This window comes from Serratia sp. TMDUHS_CL (assembly GCF_037137105.1).
GTDB classification, from domain to species: Bacteria; Pseudomonadota; Gammaproteobacteria; order Enterobacterales; family Enterobacteriaceae; genus Serratia; species Serratia nevei.
Genome location: NZ_JBBBDV010000004.1, coordinates 161959 through 183228, shown reverse-complemented (window position 1 = coordinate 183228; position 21270 = coordinate 161959). Strand labels below are relative to the sequence as shown.

Here is a 21270-nt window from a genome sequence, read left to right as displayed (position 1 = left end):
AGTTGCATAAAGCCCCGATTTTTCGGGGTTTTTTGTTATTTGGCAACAGAATCACTGGGCTATTTAGCCCTTTTTTTATGTCTTGGGGGTGGGCTTGTCCACATTAGAGCAACAGTTAACAGAGATGCTTTCGGCACCGGTAGAAGCGTTGGGCTTTGAGCTTGTAGGCATCGAATTCATTCGTGCGCGCCAATCGACGCTCCGCATCTATATTGATAGTGATAACGGCATCAATGTTGATGATTGCGCTGATGTCAGCCACCAGGTCAGCGCTGTATTGGACGTCGAAGATCCAATCACGGTCGCTTACAACTTGGAAGTCTCCTCTCCTGGCCTTGATCGCCCGATGTTCACCGCTGAGCACTATACGCGTTTCCTCGGTGAAGAAGTCAGCCTGGTCCTGCGCATGGCGGTACAAAACCGTCGCAAGTGGCAGGGTATTATCAAGTCTGTCGAAGGCGAGATGATCACGGTTACTGTGGAAGGGAAAGATGAAGTGTTCGCGCTGAGCAACATCCAGAAAGCGAACCTGGTACCCCACTTTTAAAGTTTGGAAGAGGCAACTAGGATGAACAAAGAGATTCTGGCTGTTGTTGAAGCAGTTTCCAATGAAAAATCCCTTCCGCGCGAGAAGATTTTCGAAGCGCTGGAAACTGCATTAGCCACCGCAACCAAGAAAAAATACGAGCAGGAAATCGACGTGCGCGTCAGCATTGACCGCAGAACCGGCGATTTCGATACCTTCCGCCGTTGGGTCGCCGTAGATGAAGTGACTCAGCCAACGCGTGAAATCACGCTGGAAGCCGCTCAGTTTGAAGACCCGAGCATCGAGCTCGGCGGCTACGTCGAAGATCAGATCGAGTCCGTGACCTTCGACCGTATCACCACCCAAACCGCCAAGCAGGTTATCGTGCAGAAAGTGCGCGAAGCCGAGCGTGCGATGGTGGTCGACGCTTTCCGTGAACACGAAGGTGAGATCGTCACCGGCGTGGTGAAGAAAGTGAACCGTGACAGCATCGCGCTGGATCTGGGCAACAACGCCGAAGCGGTGATTGGTCGTGAAGACATGCTGCCGCGCGAAAACTTCCGTCCGGGCGACCGCATTCGCGGCGTACTGTACGCCGTGCGTCCTGAAGCTCGCGGCGCGCAGCTGTTCGTCAGCCGTTCCAGTTCGGAAATGCTGAAAGAACTGTTCCGCATCGAAGTGCCGGAAATCGGCGAAGAAGTGATTGAAATTAAAGCGGCAGCCCGCGATCCTGGCTCCCGCGCGAAAATTGCAGTGAAAACCAACGACAAGCGCATCGACCCGGTCGGCGCCTGCGTAGGTATGCGCGGTGCGCGCGTTCAGGCCGTGTCGAGCGAGCTCGGCGGCGAACGCATCGACATCATCCTGTGGGATGATAACCCAGCGCAATTCGTCATCAACGCCATGGCGCCGGCCGACGTCGCGTCGATCGTGGTAGACGAAGATAACTGCACCATGGATATCGCCGTTGAAGCCAGCAACCTGGCGCAGGCGATCGGCCGTAACGGCCAAAACGTGCGTTTGGCTTCCCAGCTGCTGAAACAACACCGCGGCGACGATCGTTGGGAACTGAACGTGATGACGGCGGACGACCTGCAGGCCAAGCACCAGGCCGAGGCTCATGCCGCTATTGATACCTTCACCAAGTATCTTGATATCGACGAAGATTTCGCCACCGTACTGGTTGAAGAAGGCTTCTCCACGCTGGAAGAGCTGGCCTACGTGCCGATCAAAGAGCTGTTGGAAATCGACGGTCTGGATGAAGATACGGTTGAAGCATTGCGCGAACGCGCCAAAGCTGCATTGACCACGCTGGCCCTGGCACAAGAAGAAAGCCTGGGCGACAACAAACCGGCCGACGATTTGCTCAACCTGCCGGGTCTTGAGCGCAGCATGGCCTTTAAACTGGCCGCGCGTGGGGTTTGTACGCTGGAAGATCTTGCCGAGCAGGGTGTTGACGATCTGGCTGATATTGAAGGGCTTAGCGACGAGCAAGCCGGTGAGCTGATCATGGCTGCACGCAATATCTGTTGGTTTGGCGACAACGCGTAATAACTGTAGCAGGAAGGAACAGCATGACGACAGATGTAACCGTAAAATCGCTGGCAGCAGAGATTCAGACTCCGGTTGATCGCCTGGTACAGCAGTTTGCTGATGCAGGGATCAACAAGTCCGAGTCGGACTCTGTTACCCAGCAAGAAAAAGAAACATTGCTGGCGCACCTGAACCGTGAACACGGCAGCGCGCCGGGTAAACTCACTTTGCAGCGCAAAACGCGCAGCACCTTGAATATCCCGAGCACCGGCGGTAAAAGTAAATCGGTGCAAATTGAGGTCCGCAAGAAACGCACTTATGTAAATCGCGATACGCAGGAAGCCCAGTTGGCTGAAGCGGCAGAGCAGGCACAGCGTGAAGCGGAAGAGCAGGCACGGCGCGAAGCGGAAGAGCTCGCAAAACGCGAAGCGGAAGCGAAGCGCGCTGCCGAAGAGCAAGCCAAACGTGAGGCCGCGGAGATTGCTAAGCGTAATTCAGCGGAAAAAGAAAAAGTGACCAATCAACATACCGACGAAATGACCAAGCCAGCTCAGGCGGAAAAAGCACGCCGTGAAGCCGAAGCCGCTGAACTGAAACGCAAAGCGGAAGAGGAAGTGCGCCGCAAGGTTGAAGAGGAAGCCAAGCGCGTGGCGGAAGAAGCCCGTCGCATGGCCGAAGAGAACGGCGAGAAGTGGGCCCAGGCAGACGCGGCAAGCGCCGCGGTTGAAAGCGCCGACTATCACGTGACCACCTCTCAGCACGCCCGTGCCGCAGAAGACGAGAACGACGCCAAAGTTGAAGGCGATCGTCGCAGCCGCACCCGCGGCGGCAAAGCCACCAAGCAGAAGAAAGGCAACAAGCTGTCCGAGTCCAAAGCGGACCGCGAAGAAGCGCGTGCCGTTACCCGTGGCGGTAAAGGCAAACGCAAGCCTAGCGCTCTGCAGCAGGGCTTCAACAAGCCGGCGCAGGTGGTTAACCGTGACGTGGTGATCGGCGAAACCATCACCGTGGCCGAGCTGGCCAACAAGATGGCGGTAAAAGGTTCTCAGGTCATCAAAGTGATGATGAAGCTGGGCGCCATGGCCACCATCAACCAGGTTATCGACCAGGAAACCGCACAGCTGGTTGCCGAAGAGATGGGCCACAAAGTTATCCTGCGTCGTGAAAACGAGCTGGAAGAAGCGCTGATGAGCGACCGTGATACGGGCGCTGCGGCCGAGCCGCGCGCGCCGGTCGTGACCATCATGGGCCACGTTGACCACGGTAAAACCTCTCTGCTGGACTACATCCGCTCCACCAAAGTGGCGGCGGGCGAAGCCGGCGGCATTACCCAGCACATCGGTGCCTACCACGTAGAAACCGAGAACGGCATGATCACCTTCCTGGATACCCCGGGCCACGCCGCGTTTACCTCGATGCGTGCTCGTGGTGCTCAGGCGACTGACATCGTGGTTCTGGTGGTGGCGGCCGACGACGGCGTGATGCCACAGACCATCGAAGCTATCCAGCACGCGAAAGCGGCGCAGGTGCCGTTGGTGGTTGCGGTGAACAAAATCGACAAGCCGGAAGCCGATCCGGACCGCGTTAAGCAGGAACTGTCTCAGTACGGCGTTATGCCGGAAGAGTGGGGCGGCGAAGCGCAGTTCGTCCACGTGTCCGCGAAAGCCGGTACCGGTATCGACGAGCTGCTGCAGGCTATCCTGCTGCAGGCCGAAGTGCTGGAGCTGAAAGCGGTTCGCAGCGGCATGGCGAGCGGCGTGGTGATCGAGTCCTTCCTGGATAAAGGCCGTGGCCCTGTGGCTACCGTGCTGGTTCAGGAAGGTACGCTGAACAAGGGCGATATCGTCCTGTGCGGCTTCGAATACGGCCGTGTGCGTGCGATGCGCGACGAGCTGGGCCGTGAAGTGACCTCCGCCGGTCCGTCTATCCCTGTGGAAATCCTGGGTCTGTCCAGCGTGCCTGCAGCGGGTGACGAAGCGACCGTGGTGCGTGACGAGAAGAAAGCGCGTGAAGTGGCGCTGTACCGTCAGGGCAAGTTCCGCGAAGTCAAACTGGCGCGTCAGCAGAAGTCCAAGCTGGAAAACATGTTCGCCAACATGACCGACGGCGAAGTGTCCGAGCTGAACATCGTACTGAAGTCCGACGTACAGGGTTCTTGCGAAGCGATCAGCGACTCGCTGCTGAAACTCTCCACCGACGAAGTGAAGGTGAAGATTGTCGGCTCCGGCGTAGGTGGTATCACCGAAACCGACGCGACGCTGGCTGCGGCTTCCAACGCCATCATCCTGGGCTTCAACGTGCGTGCCGACGCTTCTGCGCGCCGCGTAATCGAAGCGGAAAGCCTGGATCTGCGTTACTACTCCGTGATCTATAACCTGATCGACGAAGTGAAGCAGGCGATGAGCGGTATGCTGGCGCCGGAATACAAGCAGCAGATCATCGGCCTGGCCGAAGTGCGCGACGTGTTCAAATCGCCTAAGTTCGGCGCTATCGCCGGCTGTATGGTTACCGAAGGGACCATCAAGCGTCACAACCCAATCCGCGTACTGCGCGACAACGTGGTTATCTATGAAGGCGAGCTGGAATCCCTGCGCCGCTTCAAAGATGACGTTAACGAAGTCCGTAACGGCATGGAATGTGGTATCGGCGTTAAGAACTATAACGACGTGCGCGTCGGCGACATGATCGAAGTGTTCGAAATCATTGAGATCCAACGCACCATCGCTTAACGATTGCACATCTGCTTATATCTGTTTACGGGGGGCCTTTGTGCCCCCCGATTTGTCTGGAGAATCCAAAATGGCAAAAGAATTCAGCCGCGGTCAACGCGTGGCGCAAGAGATGCAGAAAGAGATTGCGATCATTCTGCAGCGTGAAGTGAAAGATCCGCGCGTCGGCATGGCGACCGTTTCCGGCGTGGAAGTGTCCCGCGACCTGGCGTATGCCAAGGTTTACGTCACCTTCCTGAACGTGCTGACCGAGAACCACGATCCGGATCTGGTCACCAACGGCATTAAAGCGTTGCAGGACGCTTCCGGCTACATCCGCACCCTGCTGGGCAAAGCGATGCGCCTGCGCGTGGTGCCGGAGCTGACCTTCGCCTACGACAACTCCCTGGTGGAAGGCATGCGCATGTCCAACCTGGTGACCAACGTGGTGAAGAACGACGCCGAGCGCCGTTCCGCCTCAGGCGATGACAAGGAGGATTAATGAGTCGCCCTCGTCGCCGCGGCCGTGATATCCACGGCGTGCTGTTGCTGGACAAGCCGCAGGGCTTGTCATCCAACGATGCGCTGCAAAAAGTAAAACGCCTGTACAACGCCAACCGAGCGGGCCACACCGGCGCGCTCGATCCGTTGGCGACCGGCATGCTGCCTATCTGCCTGGGCGAAGCGACCAAGTTTTCGCAATACCTGCTCGACTCCGACAAGCGTTATCGGGTGATCGCCAAGCTGGGGCAGCGCACCGATACCTCCGACGCCGACGGCCAGATCGTGCAGGAGCGCCCGGTGAATTTTACCCAGGCGCAGCTCGACGCGGCGCTGGACACCTTCCGCGGCGATATCCAGCAGGTGCCGTCGATGTATTCGGCGCTGAAATACCAAGGCAAGAAACTCTACGAGTATGCGCGCCAGGGGATTGAAGTGCCGCGCGAAGCGCGCAGCATCACGGTGTACGAGCTGCAGTTTATCCGCTGGGAAGGGGATGAGCTGGAGCTGGAGATCCACTGCTCGAAAGGCACCTATATCCGCACCATCACCGACGATCTCGGCGAGCTGCTGGGCTGCGGCGCGCACGTGATCTATCTGCGCCGCCTGCAGGTGGCGACTTATCCGATCGCGCGCATGGTGACGCTGGAACAGCTGAACGCTTTGCTGGCACAGGCGCAGGAACAAGACATCGCACCCGGCGAACTGCTCGATCCGCTGCTGATGCCGATGGACAGCCCGGTTGAGAACTATCCGGAAGTGAATTTGCTGCCGGTGGTGGCGGGCTACGTCAAGCAGGGGCAACCGGTGCAAGTGGCCGGCGCGCCGGCTTCCGGCCTGGTGCGGATCACCGAGGGTGAAGAGCGAAAATTCATCGGCGTTGGTGACATCGCCGAGGACGGTCGCGTGGCGCCGCGCCGCTTGGTGGTCGAGCATTTCGACTGACGGCGGGGCACTGCGTCGCCTTGCGATCGCACTGCGCTAAGAGTAGAATGGCGCAGCTTATGCATTGGGTTGCTGAATTAGAGATCGGCGCCTGTTTTTATTATCTATAATCTGGAGTATTACAATGTCTCTAAGTGTTGAAGCTAAAGCTCAAATCGTAGCTGATTTCGGTCGTGGTACTAACGACAGCGGTTCTACCGAAGTTCAGGTTGCCCTGCTGACTGCGCAGATCAACCATCTGCAAGGCCACTTCTCCGAGCACAAAAAAGATCACCACAGCCGTCGTGGTCTGCTGCGTATGGTTTCTCAGCGTCGTAAGCTGCTGGACTACCTGAAGCGTAAAGATGTAGCACGTTACACCAGCCTGATCGAGCGTCTGGGTCTGCGTCGCTAATCTAGCAAGTTTCAGTGGAAAGGGGCCTATTTTGGCCCCTTTCTTCTAGGAAGCATAAGCAAATCAGGTTAATGTATTACTGATGTTTCCAAACAGGTTCTTCCGTTACAGAGGTTCGCGCGGCTAATGAGAGGCTTTATCTCCCGCCTGAGATAAGGATTGTCATTAGTCGCGAGGATGTAGTGAGAAGGCAAATCGAGTCACAGGCGTGTCGAGTCGTCAATGCGATTGCGCGCCGCTAATCAAGGATATAATTTTGCTGACACCGATCATTCGCAAATTCCAGTATGGCCAGCATACCGTCACCATCGAAACCGGGATGATGGCTCGTCAGGCCACCGCCGCCGTTATGGTGAGCATGGATGACACCGCCGTCTTCGTTACCGTCGTTGGCCAGAAAAAAGCCAAGCCGGGCCAGAGCTTCTTCCCGCTGACCGTTAACTACCAAGAGCGTACCTACGCCGCCGGCCGTATCCCGGGCAGCTTCTTCCGTCGCGAAGGCCGTCCGAGCGAAGGCGAGACGCTGACTTCCCGTCTGATTGACCGCCCGATCCGCCCACTGTTCCCGGACAGCTTCCTGAACGAAGTTCAGGTGATCGCGACCGTGGTTTCCGTTAACCCGCAGGTGAACCCGGACATCGTTGCGATGATCGGTGCTTCCGCAGCCCTGAGCCTGTCCGGTATTCCGTTCAACGGCCCAATCGGCGCAGCGCGCGTGGGTTACATCAACGACCAGTACGTACTGAACCCAACGACTGACGAACTGAAAGAAAGCCGTCTGGATCTGGTGGTTGCCGGTACTGCGGGTGCGGTGCTGATGGTTGAATCCGAAGCGGACGTGCTGAGCGAAGACCAGATGCTGGGCGCCGTGGTGTTCGGCCACGACCAGCAGCAAGTGGTTATCGAAAACATCAACGCGCTGGTTGCCGAAGCCGGCAAGCCGAAGTGGGATTGGCAGGCGCCTGCGGTCAACGAAGCGCTGCACGCGCGCGTGGCTGAACTGGCCGAAGCTCGCCTGGGCGACGCTTACCACATCACCGAAAAACAAGAGCGCTACGCTCAGGTTGACGCGATCAAAGACAGCGTCGTTGAAACCCTGCTGGCGCAGGACGAGACTCTGGATGCCTCTGAAATTCAAGACATCCTGGGCAACGTCGAGAAAAACGTGGTGCGTAGCCGCGTACTGCGTGGCGAGCCGCGTATCGACGGCCGTGAAAAAGACATGATCCGTGGCCTGGACGTGCGCACCGGCGTACTGCCGCGCACCCACGGTTCCGCGCTGTTCACCCGTGGCGAAACTCAGGCGCTGGTTACCGCGACCCTGGGCACCGCGCGCGACGCACAGAACCTGGACGAGCTGATGGGCGAAAAGACCGACAGCTTCCTGTTCCACTACAACTTCCCTCCGTACTCCGTGGGCGAAACCGGCATGGTCGGTTCACCTAAGCGTCGTGAAATCGGTCACGGTCGCCTGGCGAAACGCGGCGTATTGGCTATGATGCCTAAACCGGAAGATTTCCCGTACACCGTTCGCGTGGTGTCTGAAATCACCGAATCCAACGGTTCTTCTTCCATGGCTTCCGTGTGCGGCGCGTCTCTGGCGCTGATGGACGCCGGCGTGCCAATCAAGGCTGCCGTTGCGGGTATCGCGATGGGCCTGGTGAAAGAAGCCGATAACTTTGTGGTTCTGTCCGACATTCTGGGTGACGAAGATCACCTGGGCGACATGGACTTCAAAGTGGCCGGTAGCCGCGACGGTATCACCGCGCTGCAGATGGACATCAAAATCGAAGGTATCACCCGCGAAATCATGCAGGTGGCTCTGAACCAGGCCAAGGGCGCGCGTCTGCACATCCTGGGCGTGATGGAACAGGCTATCAGCACCCCGCGCGGCGATATCTCCGAATTCGCACCGCGTATTCATACTATCCGCATCAACCCGGATAAAATCAAAGACGTGATCGGTAAGGGCGGTTCCGTTATCCGCGCACTGACCGAAGAGACTGGCACTACCATCGAAATCGAAGATGATGGTACAGTTAAAATCGCTGCGACCGACGGTGAGAAAGCGAAATTCGCTATCCGTCGTATCGAAGAGATCACGGCAGAGATCGAAGTGGGCCGTATCTATCAGGGTAAAGTGACCCGTATCGTTGATTTCGGCGCGTTCGTCGCTATCGGCGGTGGTAAAGAAGGTCTGGTACACATTTCTCAGATCGCCGACAAGCGCGTCGAGAAAGTGACCGACTATCTGCAGATGGGTCAGGAAGTGCCGGTTAAGGTACTGGAAGTTGACCGTCAGGGCCGCGTGCGTCTGAGCATCAAAGAAGCGATGGCGCCGGAAGCGGGTTCACCTGCGCCTGAAGCAGAATAACTGTATAGATAGTTTTACAGCTCCCCACCATGGGGTTGGGAGCTGTTCGTATCGCGCGGGTAGGATGCCCGCGTTTTAGCAAACGGAGGACAGGACGTTCATCCAATGTTTGTCTTCGGGAGTGGGAAATGAAGCCTTTCTTGCGCTGGTGTTACGTTGCGACAGCACTCATGCTGGCAGGATGCAGCAACCATGATTGGCGTAAAGACGAAGTTTTGGCAATCCCGTTGCAGCCAACGTTGCAGCAGGAAGTGATCCTGGCGCGCATGGAACAAATTCTTGCCAGCCGGGCACTGACGGACGACGAACGCGCACAGCTTTTATATGAGCGCGGTGTGCTGTATGATAGCCTCGGGTTACGTGCATTAGCGCGCAACGATTTCTCGCAGGCGCTGGCGATACGTCCCGACATGCCGGAAGTTTTCAACTACCTGGGCATTTACTTAACGCAGGCAGGCAATTTTGATGCTGCCTATGAAGCGTTTGATTCTGTACTAGAGCTTGATCCAACTTACAATTACGCGCGTTTAAACCGGGGCATCGCACTGTATTATGGCGGCCGCTTCCCGTTGGCGCAGGATGATCTGCAGGCGTTTTATCAAGACGACCCAAACGATCCCTTCCGTTCATTATGGCTGTATCTGGTGGAGCGAGAAATCGATCCCAAGAAGGCCGAGGTAGCGCTTCAGCAGCGCTATGACAAAGCGGACAGAGGGCAATGGGGATGGAATATTGTCGAATTCTACCTGGGCAAGATCAGCGAAAAAACGCTGATGGAACGCCTCAAGGCAGATGCAACGGATAACACTTCGCTCGCTGAGCATCTCAGTGAAACTGACTTCTATTTGGGTAAACACTACCTGAGTCTGGGGGACAAGGACACCGCTTCGGCGCTGTTCAAACTGACGGTGTCTAACAACGTTCACAACTTCGTTGAGCACCGCTATGCATTGTTGGAATTGGCGCTTTTGGGCCAAGAGCAAGACGACCTATCGGAATCGGACCAGCAATAGCTGACGAACACCTATCAGCCTGATGGACATTGGTTTTTAACCAAAGTTATCGCCTTCACGGGCGAGGGCTTTTTTGTTCGTTTTATAATCTAATTTGAGCCGGTTCACACTTTTCAATGAAAATGACTGAAAATTTTCTCGACGAGTTATGTAGACTGGCTGCCATTATTAATGAGGCACGTGTACATGACGACTGAGTTTGAAACCTCTTTTGCTGATCTGGGGCTGTCTGCTCCAATCATTTCCGCCCTGAACGATCTGGGCTATGAAAAACCATCTCCGATCCAGGCTGAGTGTATTCCTCACCTGTTGAACGGCCGCGACGTGCTGGGCATGGCACAGACCGGTAGTGGTAAAACTGCAGCGTTCTCGCTGCCGCTGCTGCACAACCTGCAGGCAGACCTGAAAGCACCTCAGATCCTGGTGCTGGCACCGACCCGCGAACTGGCGGTTCAGGTTGCTGAAGCGATGACCGATTTCTCCAAACACATGAACGGCGTCAACGTGGTAGCCCTGTACGGCGGCCAGCGTTACGACGTGCAGCTGCGCGCTCTGCGCCAGGGCCCGCAAATCGTTGTGGGTACCCCAGGCCGCCTGCTGGACCACCTGAAGCGCGGCACCCTGAACCTCTCTAACCTGAGCGGTCTGGTGCTGGATGAAGCCGACGAAATGCTGCGCATGGGCTTTATCGAAGACGTAGAAACCATCATGGCTGAGATCCCGGCTGAACATCAGACCGCGCTGTTCTCCGCCACCATGCCGGAAGCGATCCGTCGCATCACCCGCCGCTTCATGAAAGAGCCGCAGGAAGTGCGCATCCAGTCCAGCGTGACCACCCGTCCGGACATCAGCCAGAGCTACTGGTCGGTCTACGGCATGCGTAAAAACGAAGCGCTGGTGCGTTTCCTGGAAGCTGAAGACTTTGATGCGGCGATCATCTTCGTGCGCACCAAGAACGCGACCCTGGAAGTGGCCGAAGCGCTGGAGCGCAGCGGTTACAGCAGCGCCGCGCTGAACGGCGACATGAACCAGGCGCTGCGTGAGCAGACCCTGGAGCGCCTGAAAGACGGTCGTCTGGATATCCTGATCGCGACCGACGTTGCGGCCCGTGGCCTGGACGTTGAGCGCATCAGCCTGGTTGTCAACTATGACATCCCGATGGACTCCGAGTCTTACGTTCACCGTATCGGCCGTACCGGTCGTGCGGGCCGCGCCGGCCGCGCGCTGCTGTTCGTGGAAAACCGCGAACGCCGCCTGCTGCGCAACATTGAACGCACCATGAAGCTGACCATCCCGGAAGTGGAACTGCCGAACGCAGAACTGCTGGGCGAGCGTCGTCTGGCCAAGTTCGCCGCAAAAGTTCAGCAGCAGCTGGAAAGCAGCGATCTGGATCTGTACCGCGCACTGCTGACCAAACTGCAGCCGGAAGAAGAGCTGGATATGGAAACCCTGGCCGCAGCGCTGCTGAAAATGGCACAGGGCGAACGTCCGCTGATCCTGCCGCCGGATCCGGTCTTCAAGCCGCGTCAGCGTCGCGAGTTCAACGACCGTGACGATCGTCGCGGTGATCGTGGCGACCGTCGCGACAGCCGCGATAGCCGTGACGGCGACCGTCCGCGTCGCGAACGTCGTGACGTTGGCGAAATGCAGCTGTACCGCATCGAAGTGGGCCGTGACGATGGCGTAGAAGTCCGTCACATCGTTGGCGCTATCGCTAACGAAGGCGACATCAGCAGCCGTTACATCGGTAACATCAAGCTGTTCGCTTCCCACTCCACCATCGAGCTGCCAAAAGGCATGCCGGGCGAGATCCTGAATCACTTCACTCGCACCCGCATCCTGAACAAGCCGATGAACATGCAGCTGCTGGGCGATGCACAGCCGTTCGAACGTCGCGAGCGTCGTGACGGTGGCAACGGCGGCGAGCGTCGTGGCAACGGCAACGGTCGTCCGTTCAACGGCGAACGTCGCGAAGGCGGCCCACGTCGTTCCTTCGGCGAACGTCGTGAAGGCGGTAACGGCGGCGAGCGTCGTGGCGGTAACTTCAACCGTGACGGTAAGCCAGCGCCACGCCGTGATGACGCAGCACCTGCCGCACCACGTCGTCGTTTCGGCGACGCGTAATCGCTGATTCACCGTTCGCGGTGAAGCGCTCTGAAAAACCAGCCTGCAGGCTGGTTTTTTTATGCCTGAAAGTTGCCGTCAAACGCCCCTGAATGGCGTATCATTCATAAGGTTTTTTCTTACGGATGATATGCACGGGAGATGCCATGAGTTGGCAGCAGTTCAAATCTCAATACCTGGTGCGCTTTTGGGCGCCGCTGCCGGCGGTGATCGCCGCCGGGATCCTTTCTACCTACTACTTCGGCATGACCGGCACCTTCTGGGCGGTGACCGGCGAATTCACTCGCTGGGGCGGCCATGTGCTGCAGTGGTTCGGCCTGCACCCTGAGCAGTGGGGCTATTTCAAGGTTATCGGCCTGCAGGGCACGCCGCTGGAGCGCATCGACGGGCGCATGATCATCGGTATGTTCGCCGGCTGCATCGCCGCCGCGCTGTGGGCTAACAACATCAAGCTGCGCCAGCCGCAGCACCGCATTCGCATCGTGCAGGCGCTGCTGGGCGGCATTATCGCCGGTTTCGGTGCGCGCCTGGCAATGGGTTGCAACCTGGCGGCGTTCTTCACCGGCATTCCGCAGTTTTCGCTGCACGCCTGGTTTTTCGCGCTGGCGACCGCCGCCGGCTCCTACTTCGGCGCCAAATTCACGCTGCTGCCGATGTTCCGTATCCCGGTCAAATTGCAAAAGGTGAAGGCCGCCGCGCCGCTGACGCAGAAACCTGAGCAGGCGCGCCGCCGCTTCCGGCTGGGCATGGCGGTCTTCGGCCTGGCGGTGGCCTGGTCGCTGTGGACGCTGTTCGATGCGCCGAAGCTCGGTATCGCCATGCTGTTCGGCATCGGCTTCGGTCTGCTGATCGAACGCGCGCAGATCTGCTTCACCTCGGCGTTCCGCGATCTGTGGATCACCGGCCGCACCCACATGGCGAAAGCCATCATCATCGGCATGGCGGTGAGCGCCATCGGCATCTTCAGCTACGTGCAGCTCGGCGTGGCGCCGAAAATCATGTGGGCCGGCCCGAATGCGGTGCTGGGCGGCTTGCTGTTCGGCTTCGGCATCGTGCTGGCCGGCGGTTGCGAGACCGGCTGGATGTACCGCGCGGTGGAAGGGCAGGTGCACTACTGGTGGGTGGGGCTGGGCAACATCATCGGCGCCACGCTGCTGGCCTATTACTGGGACGATCTGGCGCCGGCGCTGGCGACCGACTACGACAAGATCAACCTGCTCGATACCTTCGGCCCGATCGGCGGCCTGCTGGTGACCTATCTGCTGCTGGCGCTGGCCTTCGCTGCCATGCTGTGGTGGGAGAAACGCTTTTTCCGCGCCCGGCCTGAGGCGCAGGTGGTGAATTTGAGGAGCCTGCCATGAAAGAGACGACGATAGTGCCGGACTACCGGCTGGACATGCTGGGTGAGCCTTGCCCGTACCCGGCGGTGGCGACGCTGGAGGCGATGCCGCAGCTGAAGCCAGGGGAAATTCTGGAGGTGATCAGCGATTGCCCGCAGTCGATCAACAACATCCCGCTCGATGCGCGCAACCACGGCTACAAGGTGCTGGATATCCAGCAGGACGGGCCGACCATCCGCTATCTGATCCAGCGTTAACGCCGAGGCGGTGGGGTTCCCCACCGCCTTTTCGCGTTTTATCCCTTCACGACGTCGCCTTTCACTCCGGCAACAATCTCGAACGAACGCAGCCGCGCCTGATGATCGAAGATCTGGCCGTTGACCATGATCTCGTCGGCATCGGTTTCACGCAGCAGCGTTTGCAGCCCATGGCGCACGGTTTTTTCATCGCCGACGATCGACATCCGCAGCGCCTGCTCGACGCCGTATTGCTCACCGGCGGTCCACAGCGCGTGGATGTTATCCACCGGCGGCGGCAGCGGGCCGGGCGATCCGCGGCGCAGGTTGATGAACTGTTGCTGCATCGAGCTGAACAGGAAGCGCGCATCGCTATCGCTGTCGGCGGCGATCACGTTGACGCACACCATGGCGTGCGGCTGCACCAGCTGTTTGGACGGTTTGAAGTTCTCGCGGTACAGCTGCAGCGCCTGGAACAGCATATCCGGGGCGAAGTGCGAGGCGAAGGCGAACGGCAGGCCAAGCTGCGCCGCCAGCTGCGCGCTGTAGAGGCTGGAGCCGAGCAGCCAGAGCGGCACGTGCAGCCCCTGGCCCGGCACCGCCTGCACCGGCTGGCCGGGCTGCGCATCGCAGAAATAGTTTTGCAGCTCCTGCACGTCGCGCGGGAAGGTATCCACATCGCCGGACAGGTGGCGGCGCAGCGCCATCATGGTGCGCTGATCGGTGCCGGGCGCGCGGCCCAGCCCCAGATCGATGCGGCCGGGGTAGAGCGACTCCAGCGTGCCGAACTGCTCGGCGATCACCAGCGGCGCATGGTTCGGCAGCATCACGCCTCCGGAGCCGAGGCGAATGCTCTGGGTGCCGGCGGCCAGATAGCCCAGCAGCACCGAGGTGGCGGCGCTGCCGATGCCGGTCATGTTGTGGTGCTCGGCCAGCCAGTAGCGCCGGTAACCCCAGCGTTCGGCGTGCTGTGCCAGATCCAGCGAACAGTGGAAAGCGTCGCGCGCTTTGGCCCCTTGCGGGATTGGCGATAAATCCAGTACCGACAGCGGTACGGCAGTGTTTTCAGTCATGACATCGTCCATCAGAGAGTGGATCGCTTAAAGGGCGATTGCAGGAGTCTGCATACCAAAAAGCCGAAAATGATGCTTTTTAGTGTTAAAAGCATAATCCAATTTATAGTTATAAAAGAGGAGATATGTGCTTGTGATATCCTCATGAGAGCAATGGTGTTTTTTGGAGCAATTTGAGATATGGAAATGATGATCCCCGCCCGCCGCTTACCGTTCCGGGAGCCGATATAATGAAAAAAAAGACGCTGTTTACCCTGTTGCTGATGATGGTGGCGATCGCATTGGCGATCCTGTTCCGCGCGCATAATCAGGATCTGTTACTGCAGGGTGAAGTGGACGCCCCCGAAGTGATCGTCGCTTCCAAAGCGAAAGGCCGGGTGGTTGAACGCCTGATCGAACGCGGCGACGACGTGAAAAGCGGCCAGCTGATTATTCAGCTCGACAGCCCCGAACTGATGGCGCAGCTGCGTTCCGCGCAGGCGACGCGCGACGAAGCCAAGGCGCAGCTCGATCAGTCGCTGCACGGCACCCGTGAAGAGAGCATCCGCAACCTGCGCGCTAATCTGGCGCAGGCCGAGGCGCAGTACCGCAACGCGCAAAACGACTACAACCGCAACCTGAGCGTGTCCGGCAAGGGCTATATCTCGAAGTCCGAGCTGGACGCTTCGCGCCGGTCGCGCGATACCGCCTTCCAGCAGGTGCAGGCGGCCAAGGCCAACCTGGACGAAGGTATCAACGGCGACCGCGTCGAGCTGCGGCAACAATACGCGGCGGCGCTGCGGGCGGCGGAAGAGAACCTGCTGCAGATCCAGGCGCAGAGCGACGATCTGCAGGTGAAAGCGCCGGTAGACGGCGAAGTGGGGCCGATCCCGGCCGAAGTGGGCGAATTGCTGAACGCCGGCAGCCCGCTGGTGACGCTGATCCGGGTGCCGGACGCCTACTTCGTGTTTAACCTGCGCGAAGACATCCTGGCCCACGTGCGCAAAGGCGACAAGGTCAAGCTGCGGGTGCCGGCGCTGAAGGACAAAATGATCGACACCGAGGTGCGCTACATCGCGCCGCTGGGGGATTACGCCACCAAACGCGCCACCCGCGCCACCGGCGACTTCGACCTGAAAACCTTCGAAGTGCGCCTGTATCCGTCACAGCCGGTGGACGGCCTGCGTCCGGGGATGAGCACCTTATGGCAATGGAAAGAGTAAGGGCCGGCTGGCGCTGCTTCAGTCACGCGTTCGACAAAGAGTGTCGCGTCGCCTTTTGCAGCCCGGTGGTGCACTGGCTGAGCTGGATCTTTCCGCTGATCCTGTTTGGGCTGATCAGCAGCAACTTCTCCGAAGGCACGCTGCTCGATCTGCCGGTCTCGGTAGTGGACAGCGATCACAGCCCGCTGTCCAAGTCGCTGACGCGGCGGTTGGACGCCGGGTCGCACGCCCACGTCGAGGCCTACGGCGGCGGGCTGCCGGAGTCGCTGAACCGCCTGCGCAGCGCGCAAGATTACGCGTTGCTGTACATCCCGCCGGACTTTGAGGCCAACGCGCTGTCGGGCAAGCAGCCGAGCGTGGTGATGTATTACAACGCGCTGTTCTACGGCGCCGGGCTGTACTCCACCCAGGACTTCGGCGGCCTGATGAACGAAATCAACGCCAGCACCCGCAGCATCATCGCCACCGAGATGGGCAAATCGCTGCCGCCGCTGGCGGACGTAACGCTCTCTTACGGCAGCCTGTTCAACGCCAGCGGCAGCTATATCTATTATCAGCAGTTTGCCGCCACCATTCACCTGCTGCAGCTGTTTGTGGTGACCTGCATGATCTACGTGCTGGCGCGCAGCAAATCGCTGCTGCAGGCCAAGCCGTTCAGCCTGGCGCTGCTCGGCAAGCTGGCGCCTTACACGCTGTGTTTCACCACCCTGCTGATGGTGGAGATCGCGGCGCTGGTGGGCATCTTTGACGCCCGCGTCAGCGGCAACCCGCTGTTTATGCTGATGATCGGCCTGTTTTACGTGATGGCGGCGCAGAGCATCGGCCTGCTGCTGTACACCTTTACCGGCAGCACCATCACCGCCTACAGCCTGATCGGTATTTTGGTCAGTATCGCGATGACCTTCTCCGGCATGGCGGTGCCTGAGCTGTCGATGCCGCTGCCGGCGCGCATCATTTCCAACATCGAACCGCTGACCCACGCGCTGTACGCGATGTTCGACGTGTTCCTGCGGCAGGTGCACGCCAGCGCCATCTTCAGCGTGTGTGCGCTGCTGGCGGTCTACCCGCTGGTGGCCGCGCTGCTGGTGCGCAATCGCCTGCCGGCGCGGCTGGAAAAAGAGGGGAACGCCGGATGAAGCTCTATTGGCAAACCTTCGTTAAGGTGCTGCTCGGCATGCTGGAGCGGCCGGTATGGCTGATGCTGATCCTGTCGCTGTGCATCATGAGCATGGTGTACGCCAACCGCACGGTGTGGGATCTGCCGGTGGGGGTGGTCGATCAGGATCACAGCACCGCCAGCCGGAAGCTGATCCGCCAGCTGGATGCCACCTCCAAGATCGCGATCGAAACCTACGACAGCCTGGAACAGGCGCAGCGCGATCTCGGCTGGCGCAAGCTGTTTGCGGTGATCATCATGCCGGTGGATCTGGAGAAGAAGATCCTCAGCGGGCAGAACATCGTGGTGCCGGTGTACGGCGATGCCACCAACCGCCTGGCCAACGGCCAGATCCAACAGGACGTGGTGGCGGCCTACCAGCAGCTGCTGACGGAGTACAACAACGGGCTGCTGCTGCGCAGCGGCTTCAGCGAACGGCAGGCGCAGATACTGCTGACGCCGATACTGGGGCAAACGCTGGACGTGTTTAACCCCGGCATCAGCTTCGCGGCGATCATCTTCCCGGGCCTGCTGGTGATGCTGCTGCAGCACTCGCTGCTGATCGCCTGTATCCGCGTCAACATCGCCATGAAGAGCATGCCCGGCGGCAAGGCGCCGCTGGCGGCGCACCTCGGTGGGCTGACGGCGCTGCTGCCGATCTGGCTGTTCCTGTCTATCGTGCTGTTCGTGCTGTGGCCGTGGGTATTGGGCTACAGGCAGACGGCGAACATCGCCGAACTGCTGCTGCTGACCTTCCCGTTCCTGCTGGCGGTACTGGGGCTGGGCAAGCTGGTGACCGAGTGCCTGCGCAGCGTCGAGATGATCTACCTGACGCTGGCGTTCATCACCACGCCGATCTTCTACCTGTCCGGCACCATCTGGCCGCTGCAGTCGATGCCGGCCTGGGTGCGCGCCATCTCGTACAGCATTCCCTCCACCTGGGGCACCAAGGCGATCGCCGGCGTCAACCAGATGGGGCTGTCGCTGAACGAAGTGTGGGGAGACGTCGTCATGATGTTGGTGCTCGGCGTGGTCTACACCCTGTTGGGCTTTGGCGTCGGCTTCTTGCGCAACAGCGTGGCGCTGCGCGGGATGTTCAGGAAGCGGCGGGCGTAACTAACGCCGCCGCGTTCAGCCTTGCGCGGCGGCGACTGACATCGTGCCAACCAGAGTGGCGATCTGCGCGATCTCCTGTGGCGACAGCGCGTTTTCTCCCAGCCTTCGCAATAGCGCCTCGCGCGCGACGGCGAAGGACAACGCCTGGCCGAGAACAGCGTGCGCGCGCAGGATATTCTCTTTCAGGTCAGGTTGGTCGCTGCGGATCGCCGTGACCAGCTCGCTCACGGTGTGATGCAGCGGTGAGAATAAACAGGTATGCAGGGCATCGAAATCGGCACTGGGCTGGAGCTGTTCTCGCGCCAACAACAGGCTGCTTGCCGCAGAGGTTTCCGAGCCCAGCAAGGCGGTGACGAAATCTTGCATCAATGTCCGTAATGCTTCCGCCGGCGTTTGCCCGGCGAGCAGGCGGCGCGGCAAGGCTAAATGGGCGACAATGCTACCGGCTACATGTTCCAGCACTGCCAGATAGACGCCCTCCTTGCCGCCAAAATGATAGGGAATGGCGGACTGATTCACCCCCGCCGCTTCGGCCAGTTGGCGGGTGCGCACGCCTTCGAGTCCATGTTTGCTGAACAGGCTCAAGCCTGCCCGGATAAGACGTTCCTGGGTTTCGCGGGTACGCTCATTGAGCCTGTCCTGATTCTGCATTGAAACATTGTCTCCTGATTATCGATGTGAGCCGCCTGCGAACATCAGCCGGGTTGAGTTCTCATTCAGTGCCACGCCGCCTGTTTCACCGACCAATACCGTACCGCCGATGTTGGCCATATGCCTACCGAAAGCACAGTTGGGTTCGAAAGCGAAGCACATGCCTGCTTGCAGCGGCAGTTCACGCCCCACGGTAGGCAAACGCCTGAGCTGCGCATAGCGGGCGGCTTCGGGGAGAGACTCGATGCCGGGCGCGGTGCCGAAACCGACCGGGCCATAGGGATTAAGGCTATGGATCAGCGGATGCACGTGCCAGCCGCCGGCGGCCAGCAACGGTTGCTCCATGGCGTCGACTACATCGCCGAAGGTGTTACCCGTTCGTAGCGCGCCCAATCCCGCCTCATAACTCGCTCTGGCGATCGCCGCAGCGTGCAGAATATCGGGGTGTACCTCGCCGATGGCGATAGCGGCCTGATGCTGGGTTTCCATCATACCGTATAGGGCGAAGATCTCCGACAGCACCAAATCGCCTTCTTGCAGAACCCGTGGCGCCTGGGCGCGATATTGCCAGGCAGGTGGCCCCCAACCGACGTATTCGGGGCCGGATCCCAACAGCAGCTCTGCTGTATAACCGCCCATTGAGAAGCAGGTTGCCGTCACCGCTGCCACCAGATCGGCTTCGGAAACGCCGGGTCTGGCGGTGGCACGCAATGTTTCGCTCATGGTTTCGCCGATGTGTGCGGCATAGCGCACCAGCCGCAATTCCTCCTCGCTTTTTACCGAGGCGCGCCGGAAGAATTCGCGGTAGACCGGTATCCAATTGGCCGTTGGGAGCGCCTCCGTCAACCCCTGCAGCGTGCGAGCGGGCATGGCGCCGTCGAAGTAGAAGGGGGGATAGGGTTCCAGCCCGATGATGCCGATGCGGGTTCCCGCTAAACGGCGCTCGGCCAGCCAGGCGCCGACATCGCGACCGGTTTTACCGACGAACAGCTGTTCCGCGCCGATCCATTGCAGATCGCCGCGCAACGAGGCCTGCAGGTGGTCGGCTACCATCATCGAAGCGAAGGTGTAGATGCGCGGCGATTCATCGCCGACGAAAACGACGATCGAACCGGGACGGTCGTTGGTGAAGTAGCAATCTGGTGCGAAACCGGCTGGGGCGGCGGCTTCTCGGTCGCCGTATACGATCAGGGCCGCAAGGTCTTCCGTCTGCATAATGTCCCGCGCCAGCTGCCAGCGGCGGTCGCGCTCGGCCAGAGATAACGGTTCAGGGCGTGTCAGCATCTCGTTACTCCTCATCTCATTTATGGAATGTCACCCAAAAAATTAATTCATTCAAATGAATTAATCAAGGATTCACAGTGAACAAGACAGATAACGGTGCGTAATGTGTGGGATTGAAGGCGGCCAGGTGAGCCATGTTGCAGATAAAACAGGAGAAAACGTGCAGCGTAAACCGATACCGGCGACAGAGCGCCGCCGGCGCTTACCTCGCTAAGACACCAACTCCAGCCCCGCCACGCGGCGCCAGTAGCCGTTGCAGTCGGCATGGTCGGTCAAGGCCAGCGGCTGCTCGCCGCGTTCGTTGGCGCGGAAGGCATCGATTTGCGCCAGCGTCTCGGCGCCCTGCGGCGACAGCCGCACGATGTCCACCAGCCCCTGCATGCTCGGCAGCTCGTTGCCGAGGTTGTAGCAGTAGCCGCTCATGGTCTGGATGCCGTTGAGCACGAACACCTGCTGCTGTTCCTGCGAGCGCATCATGCGGCCCTGCGGATACTTGATGCAGCAGGTTTCGCACTCGTCCTTGCCGCGGTTCTCCGAGCGGGCGGTGAAGCAGCGCGCCGAATAGGCCAGCGGCAGGTGGCCGTAGCTCAGCACCTCCACCTCGAAATCGTGGCGGAAGCCCAGCTCGTCGCACTGCGTCAGCAGGTTGGCCAGCCAATCGCGTGAAAGTTCGACCGGCATGCACCAGCGCATCATGCCCTGGCGGCGCAGCAGGCGCAGGGTATAGGCGTTGTAGCAGTTCAGCGCATGGCCGGCGACGAACGGCAGACCGCGTTCCGCCGCCATGTTCACCGCGCCTAGATCGTTGGCTTCAAACAGGAACTCGCCGTTCTCCACATAGCGTTTCAGCTCATTCAACTCGGACGGCGCCTGCAGCAGCGCCAGCGTGGAGATCACCACCTGCTTGCCGCTGCGGGCGATCTCGCGCGCCAGCGCCAGCCAATCGCCGACCTTCATCTCGCGCCGCTTGGTGCAGACGCTCTCGCCGAGGTAAATGATGTCGGCGCTGCTCTCCGCCGCCTGTTGATAGAACGCCGCGATGTCGTTTTTCGGCCAGTAGTAGAGTACCGGCCCCAGTGCGTATTTCATGTTTC

The 21270-nt window shown here is 59.6% G+C and carries 19 protein-coding genes; 15 read left to right on the top strand and 4 right to left on the bottom strand.

The genetic code is table 11. The annotated features are described in order from the left end of the window. Positions 1-94: 94 nt before the first annotated feature. The 12 genes from rimP to yedF all read left to right on the top strand — a co-directional run bounded on the left by rimP (position 95) and on the right by yedF (position 13715). The gene (gene rimP / locus WCL58_RS10750) at positions 95-547 is read left to right on the top strand and encodes a ribosome maturation factor RimP (protein ID WP_028127574.1); all 453 of its coding nucleotides are present in this window, start codon (positions 95-97) and stop codon (positions 545-547) included. Between the two features lie 21 nt (positions 548-568). Next, positions 569-2077 carry a transcription termination factor NusA gene (gene nusA, locus WCL58_RS10745; protein ID WP_019453340.1) on the top strand — a complete coding sequence of 503 codons (1509 nt, stop codon included), beginning with the start codon at positions 569-571 and terminating at the stop codon, positions 2075-2077. 23 nt (positions 2078-2100) lie between these two features. After that, positions 2101-4788 carry a translation initiation factor IF-2 gene (infB, locus tag WCL58_RS10740; RefSeq protein ID WP_004933511.1) on the top strand — a complete coding sequence of 896 codons (2688 nt, stop codon included), beginning with the start codon at positions 2101-2103 and terminating at the stop codon, positions 4786-4788. Positions 4789-4858: 70 nt separating this feature from the next. Further along, positions 4859-5269, top strand: a complete 411-nt coding sequence (rbfA, locus tag WCL58_RS10735) for a 30S ribosome-binding factor RbfA (RefSeq protein ID WP_004933508.1) — start codon at positions 4859-4861, stop codon at positions 5267-5269. Next, complete coding sequence (truB, locus tag WCL58_RS10730; RefSeq protein WP_060421943.1) at positions 5269-6213, top strand: tRNA pseudouridine(55) synthase TruB; 945 nt, start codon at positions 5269-5271, stop codon at positions 6211-6213. The genes rbfA and truB overlap by 1 nt, the downstream gene beginning before the upstream one ends. Positions 6214-6337: 124 nt before the next feature. Beyond that, on the top strand, positions 6338-6607 hold the full coding sequence (gene rpsO / locus WCL58_RS10725; RefSeq protein ID WP_004933502.1) for a 30S ribosomal protein S15: 270 nt from the start codon (positions 6338-6340) through the stop codon (positions 6605-6607). Positions 6608-6863: 256 nt separating this feature from the next. Then, entirely contained in the window at positions 6864-8981 is a 2118-nt protein-coding gene (gene pnp / locus WCL58_RS10720) for a polyribonucleotide nucleotidyltransferase (protein ID WP_047729246.1), read from the top strand. A gap of 128 nt (positions 8982-9109) precedes the next feature. After that, positions 9110-9994 (top strand): lipoprotein NlpI, encoded by an 885-nt coding sequence (nlpI, locus tag WCL58_RS10715; RefSeq protein WP_004933495.1) that lies wholly within the window; start codon positions 9110-9112, stop codon positions 9992-9994. A gap of 116 nt (positions 9995-10110) precedes the next feature. Continuing rightward, positions 10111-10191 carry a protein YrbN gene (gene yrbN, locus WCL58_RS25365; protein WP_099032700.1) on the top strand — a complete coding sequence of 27 codons (81 nt, stop codon included), beginning with the start codon at positions 10111-10113 and terminating at the stop codon, positions 10189-10191. Next, positions 10181-12118, top strand: a complete 1938-nt coding sequence (locus WCL58_RS10710) for a DEAD/DEAH family ATP-dependent RNA helicase (RefSeq protein ID WP_063991603.1) — start codon at positions 10181-10183, stop codon at positions 12116-12118. Before yrbN ends, WCL58_RS10710 begins: the two co-directional genes overlap by 11 nt. A 146-nt stretch (positions 12119-12264) precedes the next feature. After that, a complete protein-coding gene (gene yedE / locus WCL58_RS10705) occupies positions 12265-13479 on the top strand; it encodes a selenium metabolism membrane protein YedE/FdhT (protein ID WP_033648664.1) in 1215 nt (404 codons plus the stop codon). Then, positions 13476-13715 carry a sulfurtransferase-like selenium metabolism protein YedF gene (yedF, locus tag WCL58_RS10700; protein ID WP_004933486.1) on the top strand — a complete coding sequence of 80 codons (240 nt, stop codon included), beginning with the start codon at positions 13476-13478 and terminating at the stop codon, positions 13713-13715. The genes yedE and yedF overlap by 4 nt, the downstream gene beginning before the upstream one ends. Positions 13716-13753: 38 nt before the next feature. Here the strand turns inward: yedF and WCL58_RS10695 are convergent, their stop codons facing one another. Next, positions 13754-14767: a luciferase-like monooxygenase gene (locus WCL58_RS10695; protein WP_193158591.1), complete on the bottom strand. Its 1014-nt coding sequence runs from the start codon at positions 14765-14767 to the stop codon at positions 13754-13756. A 230-nt stretch (positions 14768-14997) separates the two neighbouring features. Here WCL58_RS10695 and WCL58_RS10690 point away from each other — a divergent pair, with 230 nt between their 5' ends. Genes WCL58_RS10690 through WCL58_RS10680 form a run of 3 tightly spaced genes read left to right on the top strand, consistent with a single transcriptional unit; the run spans position 14998 to position 18241 of the window. Next, positions 14998-15969, top strand: coding sequence for an HlyD family secretion protein (locus tag WCL58_RS10690; protein ID WP_060440881.1), 972 nt, complete (start codon positions 14998-15000; stop codon positions 15967-15969). Continuing rightward, positions 15951-17105 carry an ABC transporter permease gene (locus WCL58_RS10685; protein ID WP_336851135.1) on the top strand — a complete coding sequence of 385 codons (1155 nt, stop codon included), beginning with the start codon at positions 15951-15953 and terminating at the stop codon, positions 17103-17105. Before WCL58_RS10690 ends, WCL58_RS10685 begins: the two co-directional genes overlap by 19 nt. Next, positions 17102-18241, top strand: coding sequence for an ABC transporter permease (locus tag WCL58_RS10680; protein WP_336851134.1), 1140 nt, complete (start codon positions 17102-17104; stop codon positions 18239-18241). Before WCL58_RS10685 ends, WCL58_RS10680 begins: the two co-directional genes overlap by 4 nt. A 15-nt stretch (positions 18242-18256) precedes the next feature. Here WCL58_RS10680 and WCL58_RS10675 read toward each other — a convergent pair whose 3' ends face one another. The 3 genes from WCL58_RS10675 to WCL58_RS10665 form a co-directional block, all read right to left on the bottom strand. After that, on the bottom strand, positions 18257-18892 hold the full coding sequence (locus WCL58_RS10675; RefSeq protein WP_038879112.1) for a CerR family C-terminal domain-containing protein: 636 nt from the start codon (positions 18890-18892) through the stop codon (positions 18257-18259). 18 nt (positions 18893-18910) lie between these two features. Then, positions 18911-20176, bottom strand: a complete 1266-nt coding sequence (locus WCL58_RS10670; RefSeq protein WP_336851133.1) for a M24 family metallopeptidase — start codon at positions 20174-20176, stop codon at positions 18911-18913. 210 nt (positions 20177-20386) lie between these two features. Next, the gene (locus WCL58_RS10665; RefSeq protein WP_336851131.1) at positions 20387-21265 is read right to left on the bottom strand and encodes a U32 family peptidase; all 879 of its coding nucleotides are present in this window, start codon (positions 21263-21265) and stop codon (positions 20387-20389) included. Between the last annotated feature and the right edge of the window lie 5 nt (positions 21266-21270).

Bases quoted from the DNA above. Each gene is read 5' to 3' on its own strand.
- nusA (WP_019453340.1), top strand. From the start codon at position 569: ATGAACAAAGAGATTCTGGCTGTTGTTGAAGCAGTTTCCAATGAAAAA.
- infB (WP_004933511.1), top strand. From the start codon at position 2,101: ATGACGACAGATGTAACCGTAAAATCGCTGGCAGCAGAGATTCAGACT.
- rbfA (WP_004933508.1), top strand. From the start codon at position 4,859: ATGGCAAAAGAATTCAGCCGCGGTCAACGCGTGGCGCAAGAGATGCAG.
- truB (WP_060421943.1), top strand. From the start codon at position 5,269: ATGAGTCGCCCTCGTCGCCGCGGCCGTGATATCCACGGCGTGCTGTTG.
- rpsO (WP_004933502.1), top strand. From the start codon at position 6,338: ATGTCTCTAAGTGTTGAAGCTAAAGCTCAAATCGTAGCTGATTTCGGT.
- nlpI (WP_004933495.1), top strand. From the start codon at position 9,110: ATGAAGCCTTTCTTGCGCTGGTGTTACGTTGCGACAGCACTCATGCTG.
- yrbN (WP_099032700.1), top strand. From the start codon at position 10,111: ATGAAAATGACTGAAAATTTTCTCGACGAGTTATGTAGACTGGCTGCC.
- WCL58_RS10710 (WP_063991603.1), top strand. From the start codon at position 10,181: ATGACGACTGAGTTTGAAACCTCTTTTGCTGATCTGGGGCTGTCTGCT.
- yedE (WP_033648664.1), top strand. From the start codon at position 12,265: ATGAGTTGGCAGCAGTTCAAATCTCAATACCTGGTGCGCTTTTGGGCG.
- yedF (WP_004933486.1), top strand. From the start codon at position 13,476: ATGAAAGAGACGACGATAGTGCCGGACTACCGGCTGGACATGCTGGGT.
- WCL58_RS10695 (WP_193158591.1), bottom strand. From the start codon at position 14,767: ATGACTGAAAACACTGCCGTACCGCTGTCGGTACTGGATTTATCGCCA.
- WCL58_RS10690 (WP_060440881.1), top strand. From the start codon at position 14,998: ATGAAAAAAAAGACGCTGTTTACCCTGTTGCTGATGATGGTGGCGATC.
- WCL58_RS10685 (WP_336851135.1), top strand. From the start codon at position 15,951: ATGGCAATGGAAAGAGTAAGGGCCGGCTGGCGCTGCTTCAGTCACGCG.
- WCL58_RS10680 (WP_336851134.1), top strand. From the start codon at position 17,102: ATGAAGCTCTATTGGCAAACCTTCGTTAAGGTGCTGCTCGGCATGCTG.
- WCL58_RS10675 (WP_038879112.1), bottom strand. From the start codon at position 18,892: ATGCAGAATCAGGACAGGCTCAATGAGCGTACCCGCGAAACCCAGGAA.
- WCL58_RS10670 (WP_336851133.1), bottom strand. From the start codon at position 20,176: ATGCTGACACGCCCTGAACCGTTATCTCTGGCCGAGCGCGACCGCCGC.
- WCL58_RS10665 (WP_336851131.1), bottom strand. From the start codon at position 21,265: ATGAAATACGCACTGGGGCCGGTACTCTACTACTGGCCGAAAAACGAC.